Source organism: Rhodothermales bacterium, from assembly GCA_017643395.1.
GTDB lineage: Bacteria > Bacteroidota > Rhodothermia > Rhodothermales > UBA10348 > JABDJZ01.
In genome coordinates this window covers 131,238-156,683 of sequence record JAEPNP010000003.1, presented here as the reverse complement: position 1 = coordinate 156,683, position 25,446 = coordinate 131,238, and the positions used below count along the sequence as shown (strand labels likewise).

Annotated in this window: 19 protein-coding genes; 10 read left to right on the top strand and 9 right to left on the bottom strand. The window is 62.9% G+C overall.

Features of this window, described 5'->3' with window-relative positions; all coding sequences use genetic code 11:
* The 3 genes from JJ896_11190 to JJ896_11180 form a co-directional block, all read right to left on the bottom strand.
* A complete protein-coding gene (locus tag JJ896_11190; GenBank protein MBO6780206.1) occupies positions 1-1,542 on the bottom strand; it encodes an insulinase family protein in 1,542 nt (513 codons plus the stop codon).
* A gap of 104 nt (positions 1,543-1,646) precedes the next feature.
* A complete protein-coding gene (locus tag JJ896_11185) occupies positions 1,647-2,018 on the bottom strand; it encodes a type II toxin-antitoxin system VapC family toxin (protein ID MBO6780205.1) in 372 nt (123 codons plus the stop codon).
* The gene (locus tag JJ896_11180) at positions 2,008-2,259 is read right to left on the bottom strand and encodes a hypothetical protein (protein MBO6780204.1); all 252 of its coding nucleotides are present in this window, start codon (positions 2,257-2,259) and stop codon (positions 2,008-2,010) included. The genes JJ896_11185 and JJ896_11180 overlap by 11 nt, the downstream gene beginning before the upstream one ends.
* 250 nt (positions 2,260-2,509) lie before the next feature.
* On the opposite strand from JJ896_11180, the gene JJ896_11175 reads away from it, so the two are divergent.
* The 4 genes from JJ896_11175 (at position 2,510) to JJ896_11160 (ending at position 9,010) form a co-directional block, all read left to right on the top strand.
* A complete protein-coding gene (locus JJ896_11175) occupies positions 2,510-3,865 on the top strand; it encodes a S8 family serine peptidase (GenBank protein ID MBO6780203.1) in 1,356 nt (451 codons plus the stop codon).
* 257 nt (positions 3,866-4,122) lie between these two features.
* Positions 4,123-5,046, top strand: a complete 924-nt coding sequence (locus tag JJ896_11170) for a hypothetical protein (protein MBO6780202.1) — start codon at positions 4,123-4,125, stop codon at positions 5,044-5,046.
* Positions 5,047-5,052: 6 nt separating this feature from the next.
* The gene (locus JJ896_11165; protein ID MBO6780201.1) at positions 5,053-5,367 is read left to right on the top strand and encodes a peptidoglycan-binding protein; all 315 of its coding nucleotides are present in this window, start codon (positions 5,053-5,055) and stop codon (positions 5,365-5,367) included.
* A gap of 193 nt (positions 5,368-5,560) precedes the next feature.
* Complete coding sequence (locus tag JJ896_11160; protein ID MBO6780200.1) at positions 5,561-9,010, top strand: helix-turn-helix domain-containing protein; 3,450 nt, start codon at positions 5,561-5,563, stop codon at positions 9,008-9,010.
* A gap of 3 nt (positions 9,011-9,013) precedes the next feature.
* On the opposite strand, the gene carB is transcribed toward JJ896_11160, so the two are convergent.
* From carB to carA, 4 genes are read right to left on the bottom strand one after another with little or no spacing between them, the layout of a single operon-like run.
* Entirely contained in the window at positions 9,014-11,842 is a 2,829-nt protein-coding gene (gene carB, locus JJ896_11155) for a carbamoyl-phosphate synthase large subunit (protein ID MBO6780199.1), read from the bottom strand.
* Complete coding sequence (locus JJ896_11150; GenBank protein ID MBO6780198.1) at positions 11,843-12,535, bottom strand: hypothetical protein; 693 nt, start codon at positions 12,533-12,535, stop codon at positions 11,843-11,845. It abuts the gene before it with no gap.
* A complete protein-coding gene (locus JJ896_11145) occupies positions 12,519-14,912 on the bottom strand; it encodes a prolyl oligopeptidase family serine peptidase (GenBank protein MBO6780197.1) in 2,394 nt (797 codons plus the stop codon). The genes JJ896_11150 and JJ896_11145 overlap by 17 nt, the downstream gene beginning before the upstream one ends.
* The gene (gene carA, locus JJ896_11140) at positions 14,905-16,032 is read right to left on the bottom strand and encodes a glutamine-hydrolyzing carbamoyl-phosphate synthase small subunit (protein MBO6780196.1); all 1,128 of its coding nucleotides are present in this window, start codon (positions 16,030-16,032) and stop codon (positions 14,905-14,907) included. Before carA ends, JJ896_11145 begins: the two co-directional genes overlap by 8 nt.
* 425 nt (positions 16,033-16,457) lie before the next feature.
* Between carA and JJ896_11135 the strand changes: the two genes are divergently transcribed.
* Positions 16,458-17,147: an energy transducer TonB gene (locus tag JJ896_11135; protein MBO6780195.1), complete on the top strand. Its 690-nt coding sequence runs from the start codon at positions 16,458-16,460 to the stop codon at positions 17,145-17,147.
* 70 nt (positions 17,148-17,217) lie between these two features.
* Positions 17,218-18,129, top strand: a complete 912-nt coding sequence (locus tag JJ896_11130) for a hypothetical protein (GenBank protein ID MBO6780194.1) — start codon at positions 17,218-17,220, stop codon at positions 18,127-18,129.
* Here the strand turns inward: JJ896_11130 and JJ896_11125 are convergent.
* Positions 18,116-20,146 (bottom strand): ThuA domain-containing protein, encoded by a 2,031-nt coding sequence (locus JJ896_11125; GenBank protein ID MBO6780193.1) that lies wholly within the window; start codon positions 20,144-20,146, stop codon positions 18,116-18,118. The two genes, JJ896_11130 and JJ896_11125, sit on opposite strands and share 14 nt — an antisense overlap.
* 39 nt (positions 20,147-20,185) lie before the next feature.
* On the opposite strand from JJ896_11125, the gene JJ896_11120 reads away from it, so the two are divergent.
* The gene (locus tag JJ896_11120; protein MBO6780192.1) at positions 20,186-20,842 is read left to right on the top strand and encodes a DUF4230 domain-containing protein; all 657 of its coding nucleotides are present in this window, start codon (positions 20,186-20,188) and stop codon (positions 20,840-20,842) included.
* Positions 20,843-21,051: 209 nt separating this feature from the next.
* Here JJ896_11120 and JJ896_11115 read toward each other — a convergent pair whose 3' ends face one another.
* A complete protein-coding gene (locus tag JJ896_11115; GenBank protein ID MBO6780191.1) occupies positions 21,052-21,702 on the bottom strand; it encodes a response regulator transcription factor in 651 nt (216 codons plus the stop codon).
* 170 nt (positions 21,703-21,872) lie between these two features.
* Here JJ896_11115 and JJ896_11110 point away from each other — a divergent pair, with 170 nt between their 5' ends.
* The 3 genes from JJ896_11110 to JJ896_11100 all read left to right on the top strand — a co-directional run bounded on the left by JJ896_11110 (position 21,873) and on the right by JJ896_11100 (position 25,313).
* The gene (locus tag JJ896_11110; GenBank protein ID MBO6780190.1) at positions 21,873-22,337 is read left to right on the top strand and encodes a hypothetical protein; all 465 of its coding nucleotides are present in this window, start codon (positions 21,873-21,875) and stop codon (positions 22,335-22,337) included.
* A gap of 56 nt (positions 22,338-22,393) precedes the next feature.
* On the top strand, positions 22,394-23,896 hold the full coding sequence (locus JJ896_11105) for a sodium/proline symporter (GenBank protein ID MBO6780189.1): 1,503 nt from the start codon (positions 22,394-22,396) through the stop codon (positions 23,894-23,896).
* A gap of 148 nt (positions 23,897-24,044) precedes the next feature.
* Positions 24,045-25,313, top strand: coding sequence for a fatty acid desaturase (locus JJ896_11100; GenBank protein ID MBO6780188.1), 1,269 nt, complete (start codon positions 24,045-24,047; stop codon positions 25,311-25,313).
* The last annotated feature ends 133 nt before the right edge of the window (positions 25,314-25,446 follow it).

Here is a 25,446-nt window from a genome sequence, read left to right as displayed (position 1 = left end):
TTACTGGCCCTCTCCGCGGCTGGTGGTATCGGTTTCGGGCGATGCGGTCTGTGCTGTTTCGGCCGGTTCGGTACGGATCATCGCCACCGTGCGGTTGGACGAAACAAACGTCTCGTTCGCCAGCCGCATGATGTCTTCGTTGGTGACGGCTTCGATTTGCTCCAGGCGACTGAACAGCTGGCGCCAGTCTCCGGTCACTGCCTGGTAGAAAGCCAACTGGCCGGCGATGCCGCTGTTTGACTGGAGCTGCTGCACCAGGTCAGCCCGGGCGTTCGCTTTTGCGCGAGCCAACTCCTCGTCGGTGACCCCGCCGGACTTCACGTCCTCAATGATGCCGTTGATGGCCTCGAGGTTTTCTTCCACAGAACGCCCCTGGTTCGGCACCGCAAACAGCGCGAACAGGTTCGGGTACTTGTTGCCCGGGAAGTTGTTGATCGATGCCGCCTGCAGCGCCATCTGGTCCTGATCGACCATCTGGCGGTAGATGCGGCTGGTCCGTCCGCGACCGAGGATGTCGGAAAGCACATTGTAGGCCGCATCGTCCGGGTGCAGGAAACTGGGCTTGTGATACCCAACCAGCACAAAAGGCTGGCTCTGCTCCGTGATCACCACCGTGCGCTCCGAAATCTGGGGCGGCTCCACCGTCTCCACCGGATCCGGCTTGGGCCGGTCCGGAAGGCGGCCGAAGTACGTCTCGGCAAGGCTGCGGACCTCATCGACATCCACCGAACCGACAATGGCGATGGTCAGGTTGCTCGCGCCGTAGTACTTCTCAAAGAAGTCCTGGGCCTCCTCACGCGTGAAGGACTGAAGGTCCGACATGTGGCCCACCACCGGCTCACCATAGGGGTGGCTCTTGAAGGCCGTGGCCAGCCATTCCTCCACGAGCCGGCCGACGGGATTCGACTCGGTGCGCATGCGGCGCTCCTCCATGACGACATCCCGCTCCACATAGAACTCCCGGAGCACCGGATCAAAGAACCGGGCGGACTCCAGCGAGAACCAGAGCTCGATTTTGTTGGCCGGCAAGCTGTAGAAGTAGCGCGTAGCGTCGGATGAGGTGGTGGCGTTCAGACCCACACCGCCGTTCCGGGTGATGGCCTCGTCAAAGTCGCCTGCGGCGAATGCCTGGGCGTCTTTCTTGGCCTGCTCAAAAGCTGCTTCGAGCTCCGCGAGGCGCTCGGCGTCCGCCAGACCGCGTTTGTGCTGCTCTGCCCGCAACTCGGCGTACACCTCGTCCACTCGCCGAATGGCGGCCATTTCGGCGTCGATATCGGTGGTTCCGATGTCGGTGGTGCCTTTGAAGGCCATGTGCTCGAACATGTGGGCAATGCCGGTAATGCCTTTGAGCTCATCCACACCGCCGACGTCGGCGTAGGTGTGGAAGGACACAACCGGTGCCTCCGTACGCTGCACGACGATGAACTTCAGTCCATTGTCCAGCGTGAATTCGGTGACGTCACGCTCAAAGGACTCGGGGTCCTGAGCAAACGCCGGCGCCACTGCCAGAACCAGCAGCAGCATCAGGGACGTTCCTTTCATTGGGAAAGCTGTTTTCTCCGTGGGGCGGAGTACAACTCCCATCCTCGTGCTACTAGTTCCGGCCGTTCGGGGGATTGGCAGCAAGAAGAGGGCTGAATGCCCGCTCAGGGGGTCCGGGCCACCTGTGGGAAGGCTCGAAGGACCTGTGCGTCCAACGTCAGCAGGGGTACATCCATCATCTGAGCCGCAGCCAAGTATTCGCAGTCATACGTGCTGCATCCAGAAGCCTCGGCCAGCGCAAAGACATGGGCAGCGTCAGGTGAGGGTGCCGGAATGATTTCGACCTCGGCTTCGCCGTGGGCAACTACCGCTGCCTCGAGGGAAAGCTTTCGCCTGACCATCCAGGAACGAAGTGTGCTCATGAACTCGCTCCGCCAGATCGGAGGGGCGTACCATTCGAGACCGACCAGCCGTACCCGGAGAGCCGGATCGCGAGCCAGGTAATAAGCCGCGAGCACATTGGCATCAATGACCATGGGTGCGGCCCTGTCGGACAATGGAGACGAGCTCGTCCAGCTCACAACCGTCGTCTGGCAAATACTTCTTTCTCCAGGCCTCGACGCGAGCCAGTCGTCCCCGGGCTGCCTCAGCGCGTTGCCGGGCATTGTGCAGGATTTCCAGTACTTCCGCGGTCATGCTGCGGTTGTTGTCCTCGGCCGCCGTCTTCAGCCAGGCGTGCGTGTCTTCCGGGATTCCGCGGATCAGAACATCGCGCATGTCACTCTGATATCTTTTTGATAGCACCAACTTTCTTCCTGTTTGTTTCCTGTTGGAGGAACGGGGCTGGCGATGTGTAACCACGGACGTGCGATTCGGGCGCTCGGACGGCGGAGCGGACGGCTCTCGGGGCGGCCACCGGCTGCTGAAAGCAGCACCGCCCATCGCCCGAAAAAATCCCGCCGGGGCTTAAGAAGCTGGGAAAACTGCCGATACCCCGCGAACGGCACTTTAACCCTACTTCCCCCACATGTCCCGTCGATTCCCCCTACTTGGCCTCGTGGCCGTCCTGATTGTGATGACCGGCTGCGGCGACTCCCTGACGGACCCGCAGGAATCCGACCTCCTGGTCGATCGCCACATCTCGGAGAGTGGCAAGTTTCGCAACTCCCATCTCATGGAGAAGGCCATGCGCCCCGGAGCTGCGGGCAAGTTTGGCAATCAGTCCAGTCTGCAGCTGGTGTTCTCCATCAACAAGCAGCGCCTGATTGAGCGCTACGGGGTAGTTGAGCGCTTCTCCGTGCTTGAACGATACAAGGTGCTGGAGCGGTACCACGTGGTGGAGCGCTATGAGTACGGGAACGTATTCGACGGATACGCCATCACCATTGACGACAGTCTGGGGCTGAGCGCGTACGACGATTTCCTGGCGGAGCTGGCTGCGGATGACGAGATCTCCTGGTTCGAGCCCGATTTCTCGGTCACGACGCCGGATCCGAATGCCGAGATAGGCAGCGCCGGCCAGACCGTGCCGTGGAGCGTCGCTGCCATCGGTGGTCAGACCAGCTGGGCGGCCTCCGGTGACCACACCGGCATGGTGGATGTGGACGTCTACGTATTGGATACAGGCGTGGCCCGGCCCGGGGCAGGTGACAACGACCTCAACATGGTCGAGTCCCTGGATATGCGGGATGGTTTTGACGATGCGTCCGACTATGACGGACACGGCACTCACGTGGCAGGTATCATCGCCGCGATGGACGATACGGACGGCCTGGTAGGCGTTGCCCCCGGGGCACGCATCCACAATATGAAGGTCCTCGGCGACGACGGAACGACGGACGTGTCCGTGGTCATCGCTGCGGTCGAGGAATTGACGGCGCGCAAGCTGGCCGACCCGGCCTCGCCCATGATCGTCAACATGTCGCTTGGTGAGAACGTAGGCACTCCCGAGTTCACTGCGCTGGACCACGCGATTGAGGCGTCGACGGATGCGGGCGTGATCTTTGTCATCGCGGCGGGCAACCAGGGCGACAACTCGGATTTCGTGACGCCGGCCAAGGTACCGGGCGCCATCACGGTGGGCTCCCACAACGCGCTGGGGCTCTTCTCTCCCTTCTCCAACTACGGGCCGAAGGTCGACATTCTTGCTCCCGGTGAGGGCGTTGTGTCTCTCGCTCCGGGCACGCTGGTGCCGACCTCCATGTCGGGCACCTCGATGGCGGCCCCGCACGTGGCAGGAGCTGCCGCCCTTTACGTCTCACAGAACCCGACGGCGACCACGGAGGAGGTGCTGGCGCACTTGCTCGCGAACGCCCAGGACTTTGTGGTGGGCGCGCCACCTGCGACTACAACGAAGTCGGTATGGGTGGGCGGATCACAGTAGAACGGATGTAGCGGGCCCGCCGGCTCCCGCATTCATTCCGAGGATTCCGGAGGGGCTCCCGATCGCGCGATCGGGAGCCCCTCCTGTTTTTGCAGGCCATGGCGACGAGCGCGCGATTTCACCATTTGGCGCATTCCTGCGCATCCCATGCGCAGGAACGCGCAGAAGGCAGGAAAACGGGGGTCTATGTTTTTCGCCACGCCGGCAGCTCTGATAGCGGCACGGCACAATGCATCCCCCAACCATTCGCTCTACCCATGAACCAGAACCCCTCACGGCTGCTCCTGGCAGCGACATTCGTTGCTTTCGCGGCCATCCTGGGTGGTTGTACCACATCCCAATCCGCCGTCGTCACTGCAGAAGCAGAAGCCAGCGAACAGCAGGCCCGTGCTGACGCACTGGAACGCCAGTTGGCCGAGGCTCGGGCGGAACTGGATGCAGCGGCCTCTGCGCAGCTTGAGACCCGGGAGCAGCTCTCGAGGCTTCAACAGCAGGTTCAGGCGCAAGCCGATGCCGAGCCTCCGTCCGCGGAGTCGCCGTCCGGACCTTCCGCAACCGCCGGCGGAATCAACCTGCTCCCCCCCGATGCAGAGCCTGGAATGTGCTATTCACGACTCTACGTGGAGCCGGAGCTTCGCACCGTCACCGAGCAGGTGGTCATCCGTGAAGCCGGTGAGCGCATAGAGACCATCCCTGCCGAGTATGAGACGGTCACCCAGCGTGTCCTCATCAAGGAAGCCGGCGAAAAAGTCGTAGAGATCAAGCCGGCCGTCTACGAATGGCAGACCGAGCAGATTGAGGTTCGCCCAGCGTCTTTCCGGCTGGAGGAAGTGCCTGCCGAGTACGAAGAGCGGGTTGAGCGCATTCTGGTTCGCCCGGCCCGAACGGTGTGGAAACCAAGCGAAGGACGCATATACGGCGCCGCCCTTGTGGACTCTACCCAGAATGTGGTGCGCGATGCCAGTGGCAACTTCATCACGACCGTGGATACTGACACCGGCACGGTCATGTGCCTGATTGAGGAGCCCGCCGAATATCGCGAAGTCACACGTCGGGTCCTGGTGACCGCAGCAACTACCCGACGCGTGGAAATCCCGGCCGAGTATGAATCTGTGCGCAAGCAGGTCATGGTGCGCGAGCCGGAAGTCATCACCCGGGAAATCCCGGCACAGTATGAGTAGCGCAAGGTGCGCCGTCTGGTACGCGCCGCCAGTGAACGCAGAATTCCGATTCCAGCCGAGTACGGAGAGGTCAGTCGGGTGGAAGTAATCAGCGAAGGAAGGGCCGAATGGTTGCCGGTGCTATGCGAGGTCAACTTCACTCGCACAACGGTTCGCCAGCTTCAGACGGCCTTGAAACAGGAAGGCTACTACGGCGGCCCCATTGACGGGATCTACGGCCCGCAGACAACCAGGGGAGTCACGGCGTACCAGCGCGCCAACTCCCTCGTCACGGGTGGCCTGACGCTTGAAACCGTCAGGCGACTCAACATCGACTATTAGGATCGCCGGCCCGGGACTCGGACCGCGAGGTCCGAGTCCCGGAGCCTGTCAAGGCCGGATACTCCCCAATCCGGCCTACTTTGGGCCGATTGGAGCGAAGACTACATCGCCCAAGCGGCCTGACCGAAACCCCGGCGACTTGCCGGAATCAGTATTCGTTGCATTCTGCAGGCCGGGGACTGTATTTCTTGATGTGAAGTATGTATCCAGCTTTCTGCTCCTGCTGGCAGTACTGGAAACCTCCTCCAGGGAGGTCAACGCGCAGGAGTCGTGGTTCGAACTGAACTCGGACTGGGTGGTCACCCACCACCTGGAGAGCGGCCGGGGGCTGTCTTCGAACTTCCTGACCGGGGTGGCGGTGGACTCGGCCGGAGTGGTCTGGGCCACCAGCCACTCAGGGCTCGTCCGTTTTGACGGCCGATGGGCACGGTCATTTGATGCCGAGGTCGCTGCCGTTCTGGGCACGGCACGCGTGGTCGGACCGATCTACGCGCCATCCGGACATCTGCTCGTTCAGGACCCCTTCAATCGCCGGGACCTGGAACTGCTGGAGCATGGCAACACGCTTCGCATCGTTCCGCCATCTGATCCGATCGGCCAGGGACGCAGAATGCAACGGATCCGGGACTGGATGCAAACCACGGGCGGGCGGGTCGATGCCGACTCCATTGTGGTGGGAGAGCTGGCCTACCCTACCCGACCCGAGTGGTGGCATCTCGATCCAGACGAAGCCGGCGGCCTGTGGATCGGGACACAGTCCTCGGGTTTGATCAGGGTGGCCAGAGCCAGGGCTCGATGGATAGCCTCTCCAGGGTCGGTCAACTTTCTGGCTACCGACAGCCAGGGACGGATCTGGGTGAATGCACACAAGAAGCTCTATGTCGACGGAGTTCAGGTTGAGGCTCCGATCGAACGCATCGGCGACGGACACCTGAGCGGCGACGTTTTGCATGTGGTCACAGGCCGCGAATTGTATTCGTTGGATACCAACACGCTGGAGTGGGACCTGCATTCAGCGTCGAATCGACTGTGGCGGGTTCGCCGCTCGCCCGACGGCGCGATCTGGACCATTCGAAGCGCGGAGACTCCCAGGCACCCGGCAGGCGCCTGGGTCGAGGTCACGACCGATTCGTCCAGTACCCGACTGGCGCAGCTTGAACGGCCCGGCCGTTACCGCTTTGAAGTGGCCGGAGAGTCGGCGGTATGGGTGATCGGGTCGGGCCTGCTGCGATGCACCCCTGATGCCTGCGTGGAGCAGGTCCCGCTGGACTCCTGGAATCTGGAAGCACGGGGGTTTCTGGCCGACAAGTCCGGAAGGTGCTGGATTGGTTCATATGGCAATGGACTGCTGGTCGGTCCATGCGCCGGACCACTGGAGGCCTGGAGTCAGCTGACGCCGGAGCAGGGTCTTCCAGACGCCTTTGTGAACTCGGTGCATGCCGGAGAGGGGGGTCGGGTCTGGATTGGCTCTCACTCCGGGATCTATGCGCTTCGCGTCAGCGAGGTTGACGCATGGATCAGAAACGAAACACCACGGATTCACCCGTTCGTTGTCGGAACTGATCAGGGGCTTGCTGAACTCGAATCCAACGGGGGGGCGCCATCGACAAGCTTTCTCGATCAGGAAGGAAACCTGTGGCATGCCATGGCCACAGGCATTGCCGTGGTGGATACCGGAATGGAGGAAGCCCCCCCGGCTCCGCAGCTCTATTTCGATTCCGCCGAGGCGGGCGGCCGCGTTCTCTGGCACGCGGGAGAACCCCTGCCGCTGAGGATCCCGACCTGGGCGCGGGAAACGTCTTTCCGGGTCGTGGTCCCGACTACTCAGTCCAGGGACAATGTGCTGGTTGAGTGGTCGCTGAATGGACGGGATGCTTGGACCACATCGAACGAGATTTCCCTTCCGGTGGCCTTCTCCAGCCCAGGGCACACGACCCTCCACATGCGGGCAGTGCAGACGCTGGACGGCGCACGCGGTCCGATCTCTCTCATGACCGTGGACGTAGTACCGTTCTGGTGGGAAACGTGGTTCTTCCGCACCATGCTGGGCCTGTCGCTCTTCGGTGCAGGAGTAGTCGCGTACTGGACTCGGAGTCGACGCCAACGGTTGCTCAATCAGCGACTGGAGCGCGAGGTCAAGGAGCGCACCAAACAGCTCTCTTCCGCGGTCACTCGGTCGCAGAGAGACAACGAGATCATCGTCGAGCAGGCATCTCACTTGATTGCGGCGGACAGCTTGCGCCGACGGTTCCTGTCCAGGCTGGCGGATCGGCTCAAGCTGCACATTGGCATTGGAGTCGGATCACTTGAGCACGACACGGAGACCCGTGCCGTTGAAATAGCGCGGGAGGAATTCTCGGATCTGCAGCGCCTTGCCACCGAACTGCAGGGCCTGGTGCACTCCACCGAGATAGAGGCGCTGCACGAGCGTTCGACGGTGCTTATCCCGCCGCTGCTGGTTTCCATCCTGGACAAACACTCCCGCAGGATGACGGAGCGCAAGGTCGTTGCTCGCTACAACGACACCGATCATCCAGACCTGACCGCGCTGACGAACCGAAGCGTATTGATACACGTGCTGGAGCAGGTCATGGATATTGCGATTCGGCGATGCCGGACGAACGGACAGATCATGGTTGAAAGCGGCGCGCGCAATGGATCGGCATTCATCACCGTGTTCGATGATGGGCCACCGTTTGAGAATCTCGAGCCGGAGGATCTGTTTGACCCCCATCTGCTGGGTCGCTTGGAACTGCCCGGTTCGTCCAGCAGCGTCGGTCTGGGTCTAGCCGCGTCGCGGCAAATGATCGAACGCCTCGGGGGAAGCCTCGGGGTCGACTTCGCCCCGATAGGATCCTGCGTGACTGTTCTCTTGCCGGAACACGGGGACAACACCGGGACCGTCGTGGGCGGTACCGCCACCGAGGAGTCCGGCTCCCGACACCCTGTTGCATTCGTGCTCGCAGGGGAGCCGGGGGTTGACAAGCTGGCGTCCCTCTTGTCCAGCACGTTTGATGTGTCTCCGGTCAGCAAGCCTTCAGAGCTTGCCAGGCTCCACCCGGTCTCCGCAGTGGTCTGCCCCGCCCGGCATGTAGGTGCGGTCATGATTCACCGGGTCGGCCAGGACGTATCGGCCGGAGCAATCATCGTGGCCCTGGTCTCCAGGGAAGATTCCACCGAAGCCAAGTCTGTGCTGGAACTCGGGGCGGATGCCGTCATGGGTCGGTATTCCGACCCGGAGGTGCTTGGCATTCGGTTGAGTGGACTGCTGCGAGCCAGAGACCGGTCGAGGAAACACCAGGAAAGTGCCGCGGGCGATTCGAACCAGCACCTGGTGATGGGGCTCGTGCACAAACACCTGAGAGATTCCGAATTCGGACCAAGCCAGCTTGCCGAACTCGTGGGCCTGTCCTACAGCCAGCTGGCCCGGCGAACGGTAGCGGAAATGGGGCTGACGCCGGCCGCCCTGATTCGACAGGAACGGGCACGCCTTGCCGCCCAGATCATGATCGAACATCCGAACCGAAACCTCTCGGAGATCGCCTTCGAGGTCGGCTTCAACAGTGTCTCGTCTTTCAACCGGGCGTTCAGCAGCTGTTTTCGCTCGTCGCCCCGCGTATTCCGTACACGAAACCTGAGCTGAGCGTTACCGCCTGAGGTACAAATCCTTCACCGCAAATGGCCGCGCAAAGTGGTCGTCCGTCAACTCGTCGATAAACGCGATCGCCTCTCCGGTGGACTTCATCTCGGGTCCCAGTTCCTTGGGCACCTCCGGGAATTTGTCCCAGCTGAAAACGGGCTCCTTGATGGCGTAGCCCTCGAGTTTGGACTCAAGAAGCCCCTTCTCGCGGAAGTCGGCGAGTTTGGCGCCCAGCATCACGTGCGTCGCCACGTTTGCAACCGCCACCCCGGTGGCCTTGGCCACAAACGGTACGGTGCGTGAGGCGCGGGGGTTGGCTTCAATGACGTACACAAAGTTGTCCTTGACCACCATCTGCACGTTCATCAGGCCCCGGATGTCCAGCCGGTCTCCGATCTCCTCGGCGTAGCGGCGCACGGTGGTCAGCACCTCCTCGCTCAGGCTGTACGGCGGCAAGACGGCCGTCGAATCCCCGGAGTGCACGCCCGCCGGCTCGATGTGCTGCATGATTCCGGCAATCCAGGTCTCGTCGCCGTCACGCACCACATCGATATCCAGCTCGGTGGCGTCCTCGAGGAAACGGTCCAGCAGAATGGGATTGTCCGGGAGCAGCTTCCAGATCTTGTTGACGTACAGCTCCACCTCCTCCTTGTTGATGGCGATGCGCATGCCCTGTCCGCCAAGCACGTAGTTCGGCCGCACCAGGAGCGGATAGCCGATGCGCTCTGCGTTCTCGATGGCCTCGTGCACCGTGTGGGCAATGCCGTACGGCGGGTACGGAATCTCCAGCTCCTTCAGCATGTCCGAGAACCGGCCTCGATGCTCGGCGAGGTCCATGTTGTCGTAGCTGGTGCCGATGATGGTGATGCCCTCGGCGTCGAGCTTCTCCGCAATCTTGAGCGCGGTCTGCCCGCCCAATTGCACGATCACTCCGACGGGCTTCTCCAGCTCGATGATGTCCAGCACGCGCTCCCAGAATACAGGCTCGAAATAGAGCTTGTCCGCCACGTCGAAGTCCGTGGAGACGGTCTCCGGGTTACAGTTGATCATGATGGCCTCGTACCCGGCCTCCTTCGCCGCGAGCACGCCGTGCACGCACGAGTAGTCGAACTCAATGCCCTGCCCGATGCGGTTCGGGCCCGACCCGAGGATGATCACCTTCTCGCGGTCCGACACCTCGCTCTCTGACGACGACTCATACGTCGAGTAGAAGTACGGCGTTTGCGCCGGAAACTCGCCGGCGCAGGTGTCCACGAGCTGGTAGCTGGGCAGCACACCCAACCGCTTGCGGTACGCACGCACCTGGTCCTCGGAAGCCTCGTCCATCACCAGATAGGCTATCTGCACGTCCGAGAACCCGTACGCCTTGATGTGGCGCATGAACTCGGCGTCGATGCGGTCGAGCGTATGCCCACGAATGGCCTCCTCCAGCCGCACCATGTCCTGGATCTGGTAGAGGAACCACGGATCCACGCGAGTGACGTCAGAGATCTCATCGACAGAGGCGCCCGCCTTGAAGGCATTCCTGATCTGAAGCGTGCGGTCCCAATAGGGTTTGCGCAGGCGGTCACGGATCTCGCCGCGAAAGGTCTCGTCGCGGTCGGCGCCCAGTCCGGCGTAGCCGTTCTCGAGGCTCTGCCACGCCTTTTGCAGGGACTCGGGGAAGGTGCGACCGATGGACATGACCTCTCCGACCGCCTTCATCTGCGTGGTCAACTCCTCATCCACGCCCTCGAACTTGTCGAAGTTGAAGCGAGGGATCTTCGTGACCACGTAGTCGATGGCCGGCTCGAAGCATGCGCTCGTGGTGCCGGTCACGTCATTCGGCAACTCGTCCAGCGTGTAGCCGATGGCCAAACGGGCGGCCACTTTGGCGATGGGATATCCAGTGGCCTTGGACGCCAGTGCCGACGACCGGGAGACCCTCGGATTGATCTCGATCACGATCATGCGACCGCTCACCGGATCGAACGCGAACTGGATGTTGCAGCCGCCAGCAAACGTGCCGATGGAGCGCATGGCCTTGATGGCCGCGTCCCGCATCTGCTGATACTGTTTGTCCGTGAGCGTCTGCTGCGGGGCTACCGTGACCGAATCGCCCGTATGCACGCCCATCGGATCCACATTTTCGATGGAGCAGATGATGATGACGTTGTCGTTGGCGTCCCGGAGGAGCTCCAGCTCATACTCCTTCCAGCCGAACAGGCACTCCTCAATCAGGATCTGGTGCACGGGGCTGAGCTCGAGCCCACGCATGATCTTGCGGTTGAACTCGTCCTGGCTCCAGACAATGCCGCCGCCGGATCCTCCCAGCGTGAAGGACGGCCGGATCACGACCGGGAGCCCGCCCAGCTCCTGCGTGATTTCCTTGGCCTCCAGCAGGCTCTTGGCCGTGCGGCTGCGGGCCTGATCGATGCCGATGGTCTCCATCAGGTCCCGGAAGAGCTGACGGTCCTCGGTGATGTGGATTGCGTCGATGTCGACCCCGATGACTTCCACGCCCACTTTCTCCCAGTAGCCCTCCTGGTGGAGCTTGTCGGCGAGGTTCAGGGCCGTTTGCCCACCCATCGTCGGCAGGACCGCATCGGGCTTCTCCTTCTCGACGATCTCCTTGATGGACTTCGGGGTGAGTTCCTGGAGATAGATCACATCGGCCGTGACCGGGTCCGTCATGATCGTGGCCGGGTTCGAATTGACCAGTACCACTTCGTAGCCCTCCGCACGCAGGGAGCGTGCGGCCTGACTGCCGGAGTAGTCGAATTCGCAGGCCTGCCCGATCACGATGGGGCCGGAGCCGATCAGGAGGATCTTGTTGATGTCGGTGCGCTTGGGCATCTATCTGCGAGCGGTTGATGCAAATACGAGACGGAGACGGACTCCATCGATTTCTGGCGAGTAGCCGGCTTCCACGGCAATGCGCAGGATTCCCTGCTTGGCGTCCTCGAAGTAGAAGGCCGCGCGCCCGCCGAGCGTGCGAGCGTGCAGGGTGCGGTGAGGGTCAAACGGATCCGGCAGGCAGAACCCCGAACAGCCCTCCCGGATGTCATATCCGTAGAATTCCGAGCGTACGAAGACCCCGGGAGCCACCCAGGCCCGGCGAGGCAGAGGCAGGCGAATAGGTGACTGAAGGATGGCCGTGCCGTCTGCCGGGAAACCGCCCTGCAGCGTCAGGTAAGTGCCCGGCAGAAGGCGGGCTGTCACATCCACTCCCAGGGCAAGCACTCCGAACTGAACGGATGCGTGCACATCAGGCGTGCGCAGAACATCCCGCGAGACAGCCACCCCCGTGCGGGACAGGTTGTACCCGCCCAGGAAGCGTTCCCCCTCGGCCGACGCGGCCGATTCAACGGCCTCCCGCACTTGGGGTGCAAACAGCGTGCGTCCCGCCGCCACGGTCACGCGGCGAATCTCGGTCGAGTCCGCGGAGGTGGAGGGTGCCGAAAACATGATGTGCTCCGAAGCGGGCAGCGTCGTTGTGCAGGCAGTGACCATGAGTCCGGAAAGCACCACGCTAACAGTTGCACGCATCTGGACCGACGGTTTCCTCGATCAACTTCAGGATGCGGCGATACTCATCCGTCCAGGAGCTCGGCTCGGTGAAACCGTGCCCCTCAACCGGGTAGGAGGCCACCTCCCAGTCTTCCTTGCCCAGTTCGATCAGGCGCTGGGCCAGGCGGATGATGTCCTGGTACTGCACGTTGGTGTCGATCACGCCGTGCGGCATCAACAACGGATCCTCGAGGCCATCGGCGAAATTGATCGGGCTGGAGCGGGCGAAGGCCAGCGAGTCGTTGACCGGTGTGTTCAGGATGTTCGATGTGTAGCCGTGGTTGTAGTGCGCCCAGTCGGTCACGCTGCGCAGCGCCGCTCCGCCGCCGAAGTGCTCGGGCTCCGTGAACAGGGCCATGAGCGTGATGAAGCCGCCGTAGGACCCGCCGTAGATGAACACGCGCTCCGGATCGAATCCGTGCTCGGATTCCATCCAGCGGGACGCATCCACGTAGTCCTGCAGATCGCGGCCGCCCATGTGCCGGTAGATGGCCGTGCGCCAGTCCCTTCCGTAGCCGGATGAGGCCCGGAAGTCCAGCTGCAGCACCGTATAGCCAAGGTCCGTGAGCAGGTTGTGGAACATGTACTCGCGGAAGTAACTGCTCCACCAGTTGTGCACGTTCTGCAGGTAGCCGGCACCGTGCACGAACATGACTACGCCCCCGTTGGGGTTTTCCGGCTCAAACAGGTGGCCGGGCACGCGAGCGCCGTCCGAAGCCGGGATGTGCACGAGCTCCGGCTGGCGCCAGTCGTAGGCCTCCCACTCGGAGGTGGTAGAATGGGTGATGCGCTCCGCGTCCTGCCCGAACTCCTGGAGAAAGAGATCGAAGGGCTGGGTGTTGGTCGAGTAGCGAATGGCGACGCGGTCCTCTGACGGATGGAACGCTACCTGCTGCTGGCCGACGTCAATGGTGAGCTGCTCGCGCTCTCCCCCTGCGGTCGACATGCGATACACGTGTCGGGAATGCGGGCTGGCCTCGCTGGTGACGAGCAGGAATTGCGAACCGTCCTGCGTCAGGAAGACCGAAGTCACCTCGAACATGCCCGAGGTCAACTGCCGCTTCTCTCCGGTCTCCACGTCGATGGAATACAGGTGGGAATAGCCCGACTCCTCGCTCTGGAACCAGATGGTGCGATTGTCCGGCAACCATCCCAGCGAGCCGCCACTGAACCATCCGACGTTCGGACCGCCGATCCACGCATCGTCGGTCTGGCGGTCAAGCGTGGTCAGGTCTCCGGTTGCCGGATCGAGTCGGACAATCCACCGGTCCTTGTTGTCGCCGGCGGTGACCTGAAGGACTGCATAGGCACCATCGCCACTCCAGCTCAGCGATCCCGCCTGGAGCACGCGCGCCTTGCTCGAATCCACTTCGACACCCTCATCCAACAGATGAATGGGCTTCACGTCGTAGGCGCCGGGCAGCTGGGTCAGGTCCACCTCGATCACATCGCCCGAATCCAGATCCTGCACGAACACGGTGCGGGGCGTTTCATCCACGCCCACCTTGGCCCGCGCGTTCAGATCCTCGGCGTAGCCGGACTCTGTGACGTAGTTCTGCACGATGGTACGCTTGCTGTTGCCGCCACCGGAGAAGACCGAAAACGAGGCATAGCGCTCCGACGGATCGACCTGGAGACCGAACACACGGGAGTCGCCGTAGCGGTAGACGGGCGGCAGACCGTTATCGTGGGCCTCCTCATCCAGTTCGCGGGCCGCGTCGCGGGCGTCGCGCGCTTCCTGACGCTCCCGGATCACGTCGAACAGGTCCGTCTGCTGCTCTTCCAGCCACTGGTCCTGCTCGTCTGAAGGGCGGTCATTCCGGTCGCGGCCGCTCTGCAGATTGGTGAGCTGTGTGACCTGCGGCGAACCGAGGTCCATCCTGTAGGCGTTGCCGTCCCGGACGTAGACCACAGCCTGTCCGTCCGGCGTGAACCGTGCGCTGGACTCTACGTCGCCCGTGGCCGTCAGGCGAACCATATCGCTGTCACGACGATGGTGGATGTACAGGTCTCCCCCCGCGGAGAAGATCTTGCGGGCAAAGTCGGCATCGTAGGTGTGCTCGCCGTGAGACCATCCACTGAACGTGGGACGCACTGCAAGACGCTCGTCGCGCGTCACCTGGACGGGCTCGCCGCCCTCTGCCGGCACCTTGAACAGGCTGTCCGAAGCGAAGGCCCCCTGCGGATTCCACTGGAAGTACAGCCAGTCCCCGTCCTCACTCCACTGGAACCGATTGGGCTGGGACCCGACCCAGGTGTCCGGGTCCTGCATGATTTTCTGGACCGTCAGGCTCGAGGTCTGCGCGGCCGCCGGCGCAACGACCAGCAGCATGAGGATCGGGAGGAGCTTACGCATGCTTGTTTTCGTTCTGGGTGGGTTCGCCGCGGTGAACACGCATCAGGTCCACAAACTGATCGAACAGATAATCCGAGTCGTGCGGACCGGGCGAGGCCTCCGGATGGTACTGGACCGAAAACCCGTTGATGGTCGCGTAGGACAGACCCTCGACCGTTTTGTCGTTCAGGTTGAGGTGTGTCAGCGTGGCGATGGCCTCCTGCACCGAATCCGGCGAGACCGCGAACCCGTGGTTTTGGGTCGTGACCTCCACCTTTTCGGTCTCCAGATTCTTGACCGGGTGATTCGCGCCCCGATGCCCCACATACATCTTGTAGACCTCCAGTCCCTGCGATAGCGACATGAGTTGGTGGCCAAGACAGATCCCGAACATGGGCAGGCCGGACTGACCAGCGGCCTTGACCAGGTCTATCTGGTCAGGCATGGCACGCGGATCCCCGGGGCCATTGCTGAAGAAGAGACCGTCCGGATTCCACGCGAGCACCGTCTCCAGCGAAGTGCCGGATGGAAACACCCGCACGGCACAGCCTCGGTGACGGAAGGAGCGCAGGATGTTCTGCTTGACGCCGTAGTCAAACACGGCGATGCGCGGGCCATTTGACGTGGAGAAGTCGTACGCCTCCCCAACAGTGACGCGAGAGGCCAACTCCAGGCCTTCCATGGACGGCCAGTTTCGCGCCTTTTCGACCAGGCTGTCGTGGTCCAGATCCACGGCACTGATGACGGCGTTCATCACGCCCTTGGCCCGAATGTGACGAACCAGCGTCCGGGTGTCGACGCCCGAGATGCCCACCAATTTGTGCCGCCGCATGAATGAGGCCAGCGATTCGTCTGCGCCCTGGTTGGAATACCGGTGCGTAAAGGCGCGCACGACCAGTCCGGCCACCATGGGCCTGGAAGCCTCCATGTCGGCGTCCATGGCGCCGTAATTCCCGATGTGGGGATAGGTCATCATCATGATCTGTCCGTGGTAGGACGGATCGGTCAGAATCTCCTGATAGCCCGACATCGAGGTGTTGAAGCACAACTCTCCGCCGGTTTCGCCCTCATGTCCAATGGACACGCCGGTGACGACCGTTCCGTCCGCCAGGGCGAGTTTGCAGGGTTTCAGGTCTTGCATCTAGCAGCCTTGCTGGTGGGTTGTCTGGGCAAACCGAACCGAACGGCCAAAAAAAAACCCTCCCGGAACCTCGGGAAGGTTTACTCAGCTCGCGGTATGTGGTGCGGGCGGGGTGCGGAGCACGCCTCGGCTTCGGTTAGGCTTGCGGCCAGACAATTGGCACATTTCGCGTACCAACCGGGGTTCCCGCACAACAGTTCCGTGTGTTCCACGTGCAGTTTTCCACAATCGCTCTCGGGGTGGGGCGTGGCACCCGGGCATGGGCTGCCCGGCCGAGCCCCAGTGACCGCCACGCCCGGCCGCGAGCCCTGACCCGGGTGACGGCCTGCACGCGCCGCCGGCCTGCACAAGCCGCCGGCCCGCCTCCTGTCACGCCTCGGCCACATCGCCGGAAACCTCGCAGTCTTGTCTGTGTCAACCCCCCGATGAGCCGATTCGAACTCATAGAGCAGGAACGCGAAGCCTACGGGGTACGCATCAGTGCGACCCTCGTGCTCAGTCTGCTGCTCCTGATCGCTGCGTTCCGGTTTTGGCCTGCACCCAATGGAGACGTGCCCGACATCGTGTATGACGCTCGCGCTCAGGAGCTCATCCAGGTCGAGGATATCCAGCAGACCCAGCAGCAGGCACGCCGACCGCCACCTCCCAGACCACTCACGCCGGTCATCGTGCCGGATGACGTGGTGCTGGACGAGCCGGAGATCGAACTGACCGAGAATCTGCCCATCAACGATCTCGGTGATGACAATGTCGCCGAGGAGGACGGCGCAGACGTTCCCGTTTCTGGGGGCTCGGCACGCCCCGATTCCGGCCCGCGCGCCTTCCGCATTGTGGAGCCTGAATATCCCAGGGAAGCTCAGCGCCGAAAGGTCCGCGCCGAGGTGGTCGTCGAGGTGAAGGTGGATCGCCGCGGACGCGTGGAGTCGGCGCGCATTGTCGACCGGTTTCTCCTGAAAGGTCGGGACAACCGCGAGCGCGAACAGGTCGCCTTGCTCGGCTACGGGCTCGAGGACGCCGCGATCGACGCGGCCCAGCAATGGCAGTTCCGGCCAGCGCGGGAATCCGGCCAGACGGTTGCGGCCCTCACGCTCGTGACCATCAGTTTTGGAGCCTGACGGCTTTCCCCGGCCGGCGGAATTCCCGAAGCTGAGGGCAGCGAGCGGGACTACGACCGCCCTCCTGCCCTTGGTCTTCGCGCTGACGGGCATAGGACTGGCCTGGTGGCTGCTCTCGGACTCGGTTGTGCCGGCCCTGCTTCGGCTCTTTCCGGGCGATGGGCTCTCCCTGGCTCAGGCCGGTGCGCTGATGGTCGGCGGTCTCGTGGTCCTCTGGCTGATCGTCCTCGTCCATGAACTCGGACACGTGTCGGGCGGGCTTGCAGCGGGCTTCAGGTTTGTGCTGCTGGCCGCCGGCCCCATCGTATTCGCAAGACGGAGCGGCCTCTCGCTCAACCGGAGTCTCGCCACCTTCGCCGGTCTGGCCGTAAGCGTACCGCATCGCCCGGAAACGGAAGGCCTGGCTGGCAGAATGGCGCTGGTTGTGGCCGGTGGACCGGCGGCGAGTCTGATCGTTGGCCTGACGGCCGTGTTGGTGGCGCTGTCCATGACCGTGTCAGGCGGCACACAGTCCGTGGTGCGGGCGCTGATTGCTCTCTTCGGCCTTGGATCCACTCTGACCGGCGCGGCGACACTGATCCCGGTCACGGCCGGGGGCATCCCGAATGACGGCGCCCGCCTCTGGCGACTGCTGAGGCCGTCGCACCCTGGCCGGGCCAGAGAGGCTGCGCTGCTGGCGGTCGGTACGCAGGAGCTGTCGGGCGTGCGGCCGGAGAATTGGAGCGCTGATCTGCTGGCGCAGTCGCTGCACCCGGCCGACGGAACGGTCTATCACTTTCACGCGCTTGCTTTCAACCTTCGCCACCGACTGGCCACGGGTCAGACAGACACGGACCGGCTCAGGCAAGCTCTCTCCGTGGCCAGCGCGATGGGAGGCGCGCTGCGGATCCCGGCCGTCGAGCTGGCTGCGAACCATGCCCGCGCGTCGGGGCAGGAGTCCATCGCCCGTGAGTGGGAACGCCTCCTGATCAGCGAAACGTAATCATGCGAAGGCGGGCGTCCGGATTCTCCGATCCCCACTGCTGGCCGTATTCGAGCATGAACAGGCGCCCATCCGGCCCGAAGGCGAGATCCATGGGCCGGGAGAGCTCGGTGTCCTCCAGGAAGACCTCCATGTGGCCGTACCATCCGTATTCGTCGATGGCCACAGTGTACACCCGGTTGCGCATCCACTCGTGCATGAACAGGCGACCATTGTAATAGGTTGGCAGGCCGGGAGGTGTGGACTGATCGGCATAGTAGACCGGTCCGGCCATCGCACTTCTTCCCCCTTCCCCAAGCAGCGGAAACAAGTCGGTGCGGCTGTAGGGGTACCACAGCCAGGCACCCTGCGCCGGCGGCAGGAATGTGCGGCCTGTGCTGTTCGGCGACTCGTTGGCCGGCGCGGCTCCGACGGCGAACTCGCCCGCTACGCCATCGGCAAAATCGTATGCCGCGTACGGCTTGTTGTCGGCTACGAAGTAGGGCCAACCGAAGAACCCGGGCGTGCGGGCCTGGTTGATTTCATCATGGCCGGCCGGTCCACGCGTGGAATCCGGCTCCGGAGCGTCCGGACCAAGGTCTCCCCAGTAGAGATAGCCGGTGCGCTGGTCCACATTGATGCGGAAGGGGTTGCGCAGGCCCATCGCATAGATCTCGGGACGGCCGCGCGACCCGTCCGCCGGGAAGAGATTGCCTTCCGGCACCTCGTAGCCGCCCTCAGGCAGAGGCCGGATGCGCAGGATCTTGCCGCGCAGATCGTCCGAGTTGGCGGAGGTGCGCTGCGCGTCAAAATTCTGCCGACCGGGACGCTCGTCCGTCGGCGCATACCCGTCCGACTCGAAGGGGTTGGTATCGTCTCCCGTTGAGAGAAAGAGCAGCCCGTCAGGGCCGAAGGCCAGCGAGCCGCCGCTGTGGCAGCACTGTTCGCGCTGGTGGGGGATGTCGATGATCGTGACCGGATCTGCGAGCCCATCGCCCGAGAGCGTGAAACGGGATACGCGGTTCGCCGACTGGTTCGGAGGCGAATGGAAGAGAAAGAGGTGCCCTGACTCGGCGAAATCGGGGGATGCAGCCATGCCGATCAGGCCGTTTTCGTGACCAGTGTAGACGGGTATTTCGGCAACCACCAGGTCCGTGCCGGCTGCCGGATCGACCAGATGGACCTGCCCCGGGCGCTCGACGAATACCACGCGGCCGTCCGGCAGCGCGGCCAGCTCCATGGGCTCGTGCAGCGTGTCCGCCAGTATGGTATGCTCAAAACGTTGCGGCTCGGGACGCACAGTCTCGCGCGCGTAGTCCAGCGATCCCGGCTCGCCGGCAGCCCAGGTCACCGCTTCGCGGAGGTGAGTACGAAACAGGGGATCGGAGTAGGACTCGACCGTATGACCCAGCGCCGTGTAGAAGGCGCGGCCGCCATCGAACTCATGGTACCAGGCGATGGGCTTCTCGCGAAGTACCGGGCGCTGCTCCGGGGTCTTGTAACTGAACTCGTCAACGGTCAGCACGACGTTTACGAACTGGTTTGTGGTGCGCAGATCGTACCACTCGTCGGTATGCATCCAGGTCTGCGGCAGGTGCGCCGTGGCTGCAAAGGTGGTGTCCACCACGGTGATCACGGCTTCCTGCGTGCCCGGCGGGTGCCCCGTGAAGTAGGCGCCGACGAGGCGTCCGTACCAGGGCCAGTCAAACTCGGTGTCGGAAGCAGAGTGGATCCCTACAAAGCCGCCACCCGCCTGAATGAAGCGCTGCAGAGCCAGTTCGGCAGGCCTGTCCAGTACATCCCGAGTGGTCAGAAGGAAGACCACTGCGTCATAGTCCGGCAGGGTCTGTAGCACAGCGGCGTCTTCGGTGGCGGTCAACATCCACCCCTCCTCTGCGGCGATTTCCTCAAAGGCGGCCAGCCCTGCGGGAATGGAAGCGTGCTCCCAGCCGGCCGTGGCGTGGAAGACAAGCACGGAGGGTGGTGTATTCGAGCAGCCGACGGTGAGAACGGCCAGAACGAGAACTGCGAAGCGCATGGAATTGCAGATGGGCGTGGGGCCCCCTATCTAATTCACATGCGCTCGTTCCGTCTACTCCTTTACACGATTGTCTTCGTGGCGATCGCCGCGGTGATTATCACGCTGACGCTCACCCTCGCAGGCCCAAGCCTGACCGAAGCAGAAGTGCGGACTGTGGTCGTCGACACGTTCCTCCGGGAGCGGCCGGAGACCTTCGTGGTCACCGGCACGGTGGAGTTCACCACCTCCGTGATTTCAGAATCTGACAAGACACTGCTCCCGGGAGTCATCAATCTGGATCTGGGGACCACGTCTGCGACGGTAAGGGCTCCCGGGCGGGCAGCGTACGGCTTTGACGCAAGCCTGATTACCGCGGAGGACATCCGCCTTCAGGGGGACACGGTAGTCGTCTGGCTTCCCCCGCTTGAGGTCTTCGCCGTGGAGCCGGATCTGGAATTGCTCGAGCAACAGATCGATGTGGGATGGGCCCGCATGCACCGGTCCAGTGGGCAGGCCCAGGCGCTCGCCGCGCTGAGGGGACTGCAGCCGGCCATGCGTGAGCTGGCGGAGGAGTTCCTGGTGACCGCGGACGGGCCAGTCGAAAACAGCATTCAGGCGGTAGAGCGCATCCTTTCGCCCGCACTTCGGGCTGCGGGGGTGGAGAACCCGGTCTTCCGTATTGAGCCCCGGCCGCTGGTAATTGTCGGCGATTGACCGGCCTGCATCACGGTTTTCCGGGTTTCCCCCGGGTGTGACTGGTACTAATCCCTGGTGTGCAGAAGGCCTGGGCAGTCGATTCTATGACTGACCCCGAGGGCTGGCGCCTAACGGTCCCGGAGTCCAGGGCTGACTGCATTGTTCAGGGGACGGTGCTTCAGCCCTTTTTTGTTGCGGCGCGGTTTGGCGACCGGCGTGGGCGTTGCTCAGGGATCGACGACCCCAATGCGCACCACATAACGGATCAGTTCAGCCAGGCTTTTCATTCCCAGGCGTTCCATGATCTGTGCGCGGTGCCACTCCACCGTTTTCGGACTCAGGTGCAGGATCTCGGCAATCTGGTTGTTGGTCTTGCCGTCGGCGATGAGCGTGAGTATTTCGCGCTGGCGGTCCGAGAGCTGATCGTACTTGCTGCCGGCCTCGCCCTCCGAGAGCAATCGGGAAATCACCTGGCGGGAGATCTTCGACGACAGAAACATGTCGCCCTCCTTGACGGCCCGGAGCGCCTCCTTCAACTCGACGGCGGCCGCGTCCTTGGTCACGTAGGCCTGCACGCCTGCACGCAATGCACGAAGCACCCAGTCCTCGGTACGATGCATCGAAAGTGCGATGGTGCGAACCTTGGGGTAGTCCCGACGGATGCGCGCAGCTGCATCCGTGCCTGACATGCTCGGCATGGAGATGTCCAGAATGGCGATGTCGGGCTCAGCTTCGGCAATGACCTCCAGCAGCTCGAGTCCGTTTTCGGCCTCCCCGACTACGTCAAAGCCCGGCATGGATTTGATGAGCGCGGCAAGGCCGGCGCGCATCATGCCATGATCATCGGCAAGGACGATGCGGGTGACGTTCGACTGCATGGACAAGGCTGTAAATCGATGGCGGACACTACGTAAAAATACGGGGCCGGGGAAGCAGAATCGACGACCGGCTTCCGCGACCGGGGTTTCTCCGTCCTGTCACCAGGGGAATACCTTATTGGGTGACGGATGGACCCGGCCGATGTTCGATGTGAAGTAGCAGGGATCCCATGCCCCCCGTCGAAGCACTTGTCGAACACGCTGATTCCGAGGTAGCAGGCAGTCGCCTGCACTGTCAGGACTTTCGCCAGCGCAACGCGGCGGACTTTGTGCTGCGGGAAGCCCTGGACCTCGTGCCGGACTCTCTGGGCGCCTCAGCCTGGTACATGAGCTCCTCCAGGCTTCATTTTGTGGCGTCCCTCGAGCATGAGCGGTCGCAACTGGCGGCCATTGGTCGATATCTGTCCTCCATCATCGGCCACCTGAGCTCGCCGGACGAGCCGGTCACTCTCAACCGCGTAGGCGACCTGTTTGAGTCTGCGCTGCTGGTCCCGGTCCCGAGCACTTCCTCCGCTCCCTGCGGATACCTGCTGCTGGCCTCTGCCACGCATGGCGCTTTCACGCGCCCCACGAATGGCATGGCCCATCGCCTGGCCCAGCAACTGGGCCAGTTCTGGTGTGGCCTGACTGACTGACCCGGGTCAAGATGTGGTCGGCGGCTATCTTCCCCCCCGGATAGCCGCCGACCCACTTGACCACTCTCTACCTGGTACTGGCCGCGTACTTCGCGGTGCTCTTCGGAATCGGGATTGCTGCACGCACCCGCATCAAGGGCATGGAGGACTATCTGGTGGGAGGCAAACGCCTCGGCTACTGGGTGGTGGCCTTCTCCGCCCGGGCCACCGGAGAGTCCGCGTGGCTGCTGCTGGGCCTGACCGGACTTGGGGCCATGGTTGGCCTGAGCGGACTGTGGGTCGTCCTGGGTGAGGTGCTCGGGGTTGCCGGGGCCTGGCTGCTCATGGCTCGGCCGTTCAAGCAGCTCACCGACCGGTACGAGTCCATTACCGTACCCGACTTCCTGGTGAGTCACTTCGACGACGGCAGTCCCCGTGCCGGCAGACTGACCAGACGGATTCGACTTTGTGCAGCCGTGGTATTGACGGTTTTCGTCACGATCTACGTTTCGGCGCAGATCGACGCGACCGGAAAGGCCTTCGAGGACTTCCTCTCGTGGAACTACTACACCGGCATACTGACCGGGTTTGCCATCGTCGTGCTGTACACGTTTTTCGGGGGCTTCGTGGCGGTGGCGTGGTCGGACCTCTTCCAGGGCAGCCTCATGGCCATCGGTCTGGTCCTGGTACCGGTTGCCGCCTGGCTGGCCGTGCCCGAAGGCGGCTCCGTGCTGGGCACGCTGGCGTCGGTGGATCCCGGCCTGGTATCGCTCTGGGGTCCGGGAGGCCCCTCGCTGGACAGTGCGCTCCTGATTGTCAGCTATCTGGCGATCGGGCTCGGTTTTCTCGGTTCGCCTCAGGTTTTCGTGCGGTTTATGTCGCTCGGATCTGTGGACGCCCTCCGGCAGGGTAGATGGGTAGCCATCTTCTACACGCTGATCACCGATACGGGGGCCGTTCTTACCGGCGTTCTGGGCCGCTACCTGCTCGTGGGTCCCGAGGACGATGTGGAGGGCATCCTCGGTGGAGCGGCCGAGGGGGTGCTGCCAGCGATCGTGGAGTACCTCTTCCCGGCCATTATCGTCGGCATTTTTGTGGCGGCCGTGCTCTCGGCGATTATGTCCACGATCGATTCGCTGCTCGTCGTGGCATCCAGCGCTATCACGCGTGACTACACGCAGCAGCTACGAGGCCGCGTGCTGGAGCCTGCGGCCATGACCCGCCTTTCCCGCACCGCCACGCTGGGCATGGCGCTGGGCGCCCTGGCCATCGCGCTCCTGGTATCCGTGCTCTCCCCGGACCGGACCGTGTTCTGGTTCGTGATTTTTGGGTGGTCCGGCATCGCCTCCACGTTTTGCCCGGTGATCATCCTGACGCTGTCGTGGCGGGGGTACCGGGCCGAAGGGGTGTTGGCGTCCATGGTGGTTGGCTTTCTCAGTATTCCGTTCTTCAAGTTTGCAGTCCCGGCTTTCGGTGCGGCGGGTGAATCTTTTGCGCTGATGGGCGAGATGGCTCCGTCCTTTGCCACCGCCATGCTGGCCGGCGTCATCGCCTCCCGCATCGCCGCACGGCGCGATTAACGCCGTTAATGCCGGAAGTTGTTGTACTGCAACGGATAAAGCTCTCATCGGGGCAATCCGACGGACCGCCGGATCATTGGCATCAGCGTGTAGTTGGCCCCGCATCCCCCCTTGGAGGGGACCCCCTTTCGGAATACGCACTTCCCACATGACTCGCATCCGAGACTGGTTTCGCCAGCGCGACATTGACTGGGGCATCACCGGCTTTCTGCTGGGATACCACCTCATCCTGCTCGTCGCGCTCCCGCTGTACCTCATCTTCTTCACGCCATCGTTGGCCCTGATCGTTGCGACGCTGGTTCTGCTGTCGGCGACCCTGATGAGCATTACGATGGGTTACCACCGGCTGTATTCCCATCGCACGTATGATGCCCATCCGATTGTGGAATGGGTGCTGCTGTTCTTCGGTACAGCCGCCATTCAGGGAAGCATCATCAAGTGGTCATTCGATCACCGCCTGCATCACAAGCACGTGGACGGCGATGAGGATCCGTACGGCATTCAGCACGGATTCTGGTATGCCCACATGCTGTGGCTGTTTGAGAAACAGAAGCCGGTGAAGGAGTCCATCGTCAAGGACCTGTTTGCCAAGCCACTGCTGCGTTCCCAGCACGAGCACTACGGCATCTGGGCGATCGTGGTGAACGTTGTCATCACGTTCGGCATCGGCATCGCAGTCGGCGACATTTTGGGCGCCGTCGTGATTGCCTTCCTGCTGCGCCTGTTCCTGGGCCATCATTCCACATGGTTCATCAACTCGGCGGCACACATGTGGGGCACCAAGCCCTACTCGACGGAGCACAGCGCGGTGAACAACTTCTTTATCTCGCTGATCACCTACGGAGAGGGCTATCACAACTACCACCACACGTTCGCCGGCGACTACCGCAATGGTGTGCGCTGGTGGCAGTTCGACCCGTCGAAACTGGCCATCTGGCTGCTGTCCAAGGTGGGCCTTACCAGCAACCTCAAGCGGGTCAATGAGCTGACCATCAAGAAGCGGCTCGTGCTGGCGGACCGCAACCTGATGCTGGAGCACCTCACCGAGACGGCCCAGGCCAATCTGGAGGCGCTCAGGGCGCGCGGTCATGAGAGCCTCGAGCATCTGATGCAGAACATCGAAAGCGCGCGGCTGGTGGGGAACGAGAATCTCGAGCGTTTGCAGGCGCTCCGTGAGGAGAACATCGAGCGCATGCGTGCCCAGATCGACGAGGCCACGGCCACGTTCAACGAACGTGTGAAAGAGGTCAAACTGGCCGCCAACGCCTACCGCGCGGCCAAGGCCCAGGCCTCCCGCGAAGAGATTGCCCGGCTCCGGGAATCCTTCAAGGCCAAGCGCGACGAGCTGAAGGCCGACTGGAATGAATGGCAGGTGTTGACCCGGGAAGTGCTCTCTCTTGAGCCGGCCTTCGCCTGACAGGCTGCGTACCTGATTCAAGGGCCGCTCCGATGCGTCGGGGCGGCCCTTTTTTTGTTTTCCTCCGGCGGCGCGGTGGCACCGCGATGTCGATTCGGCACGACGTTGGCGTGAGCCCGGCCAGGCTGCGAAG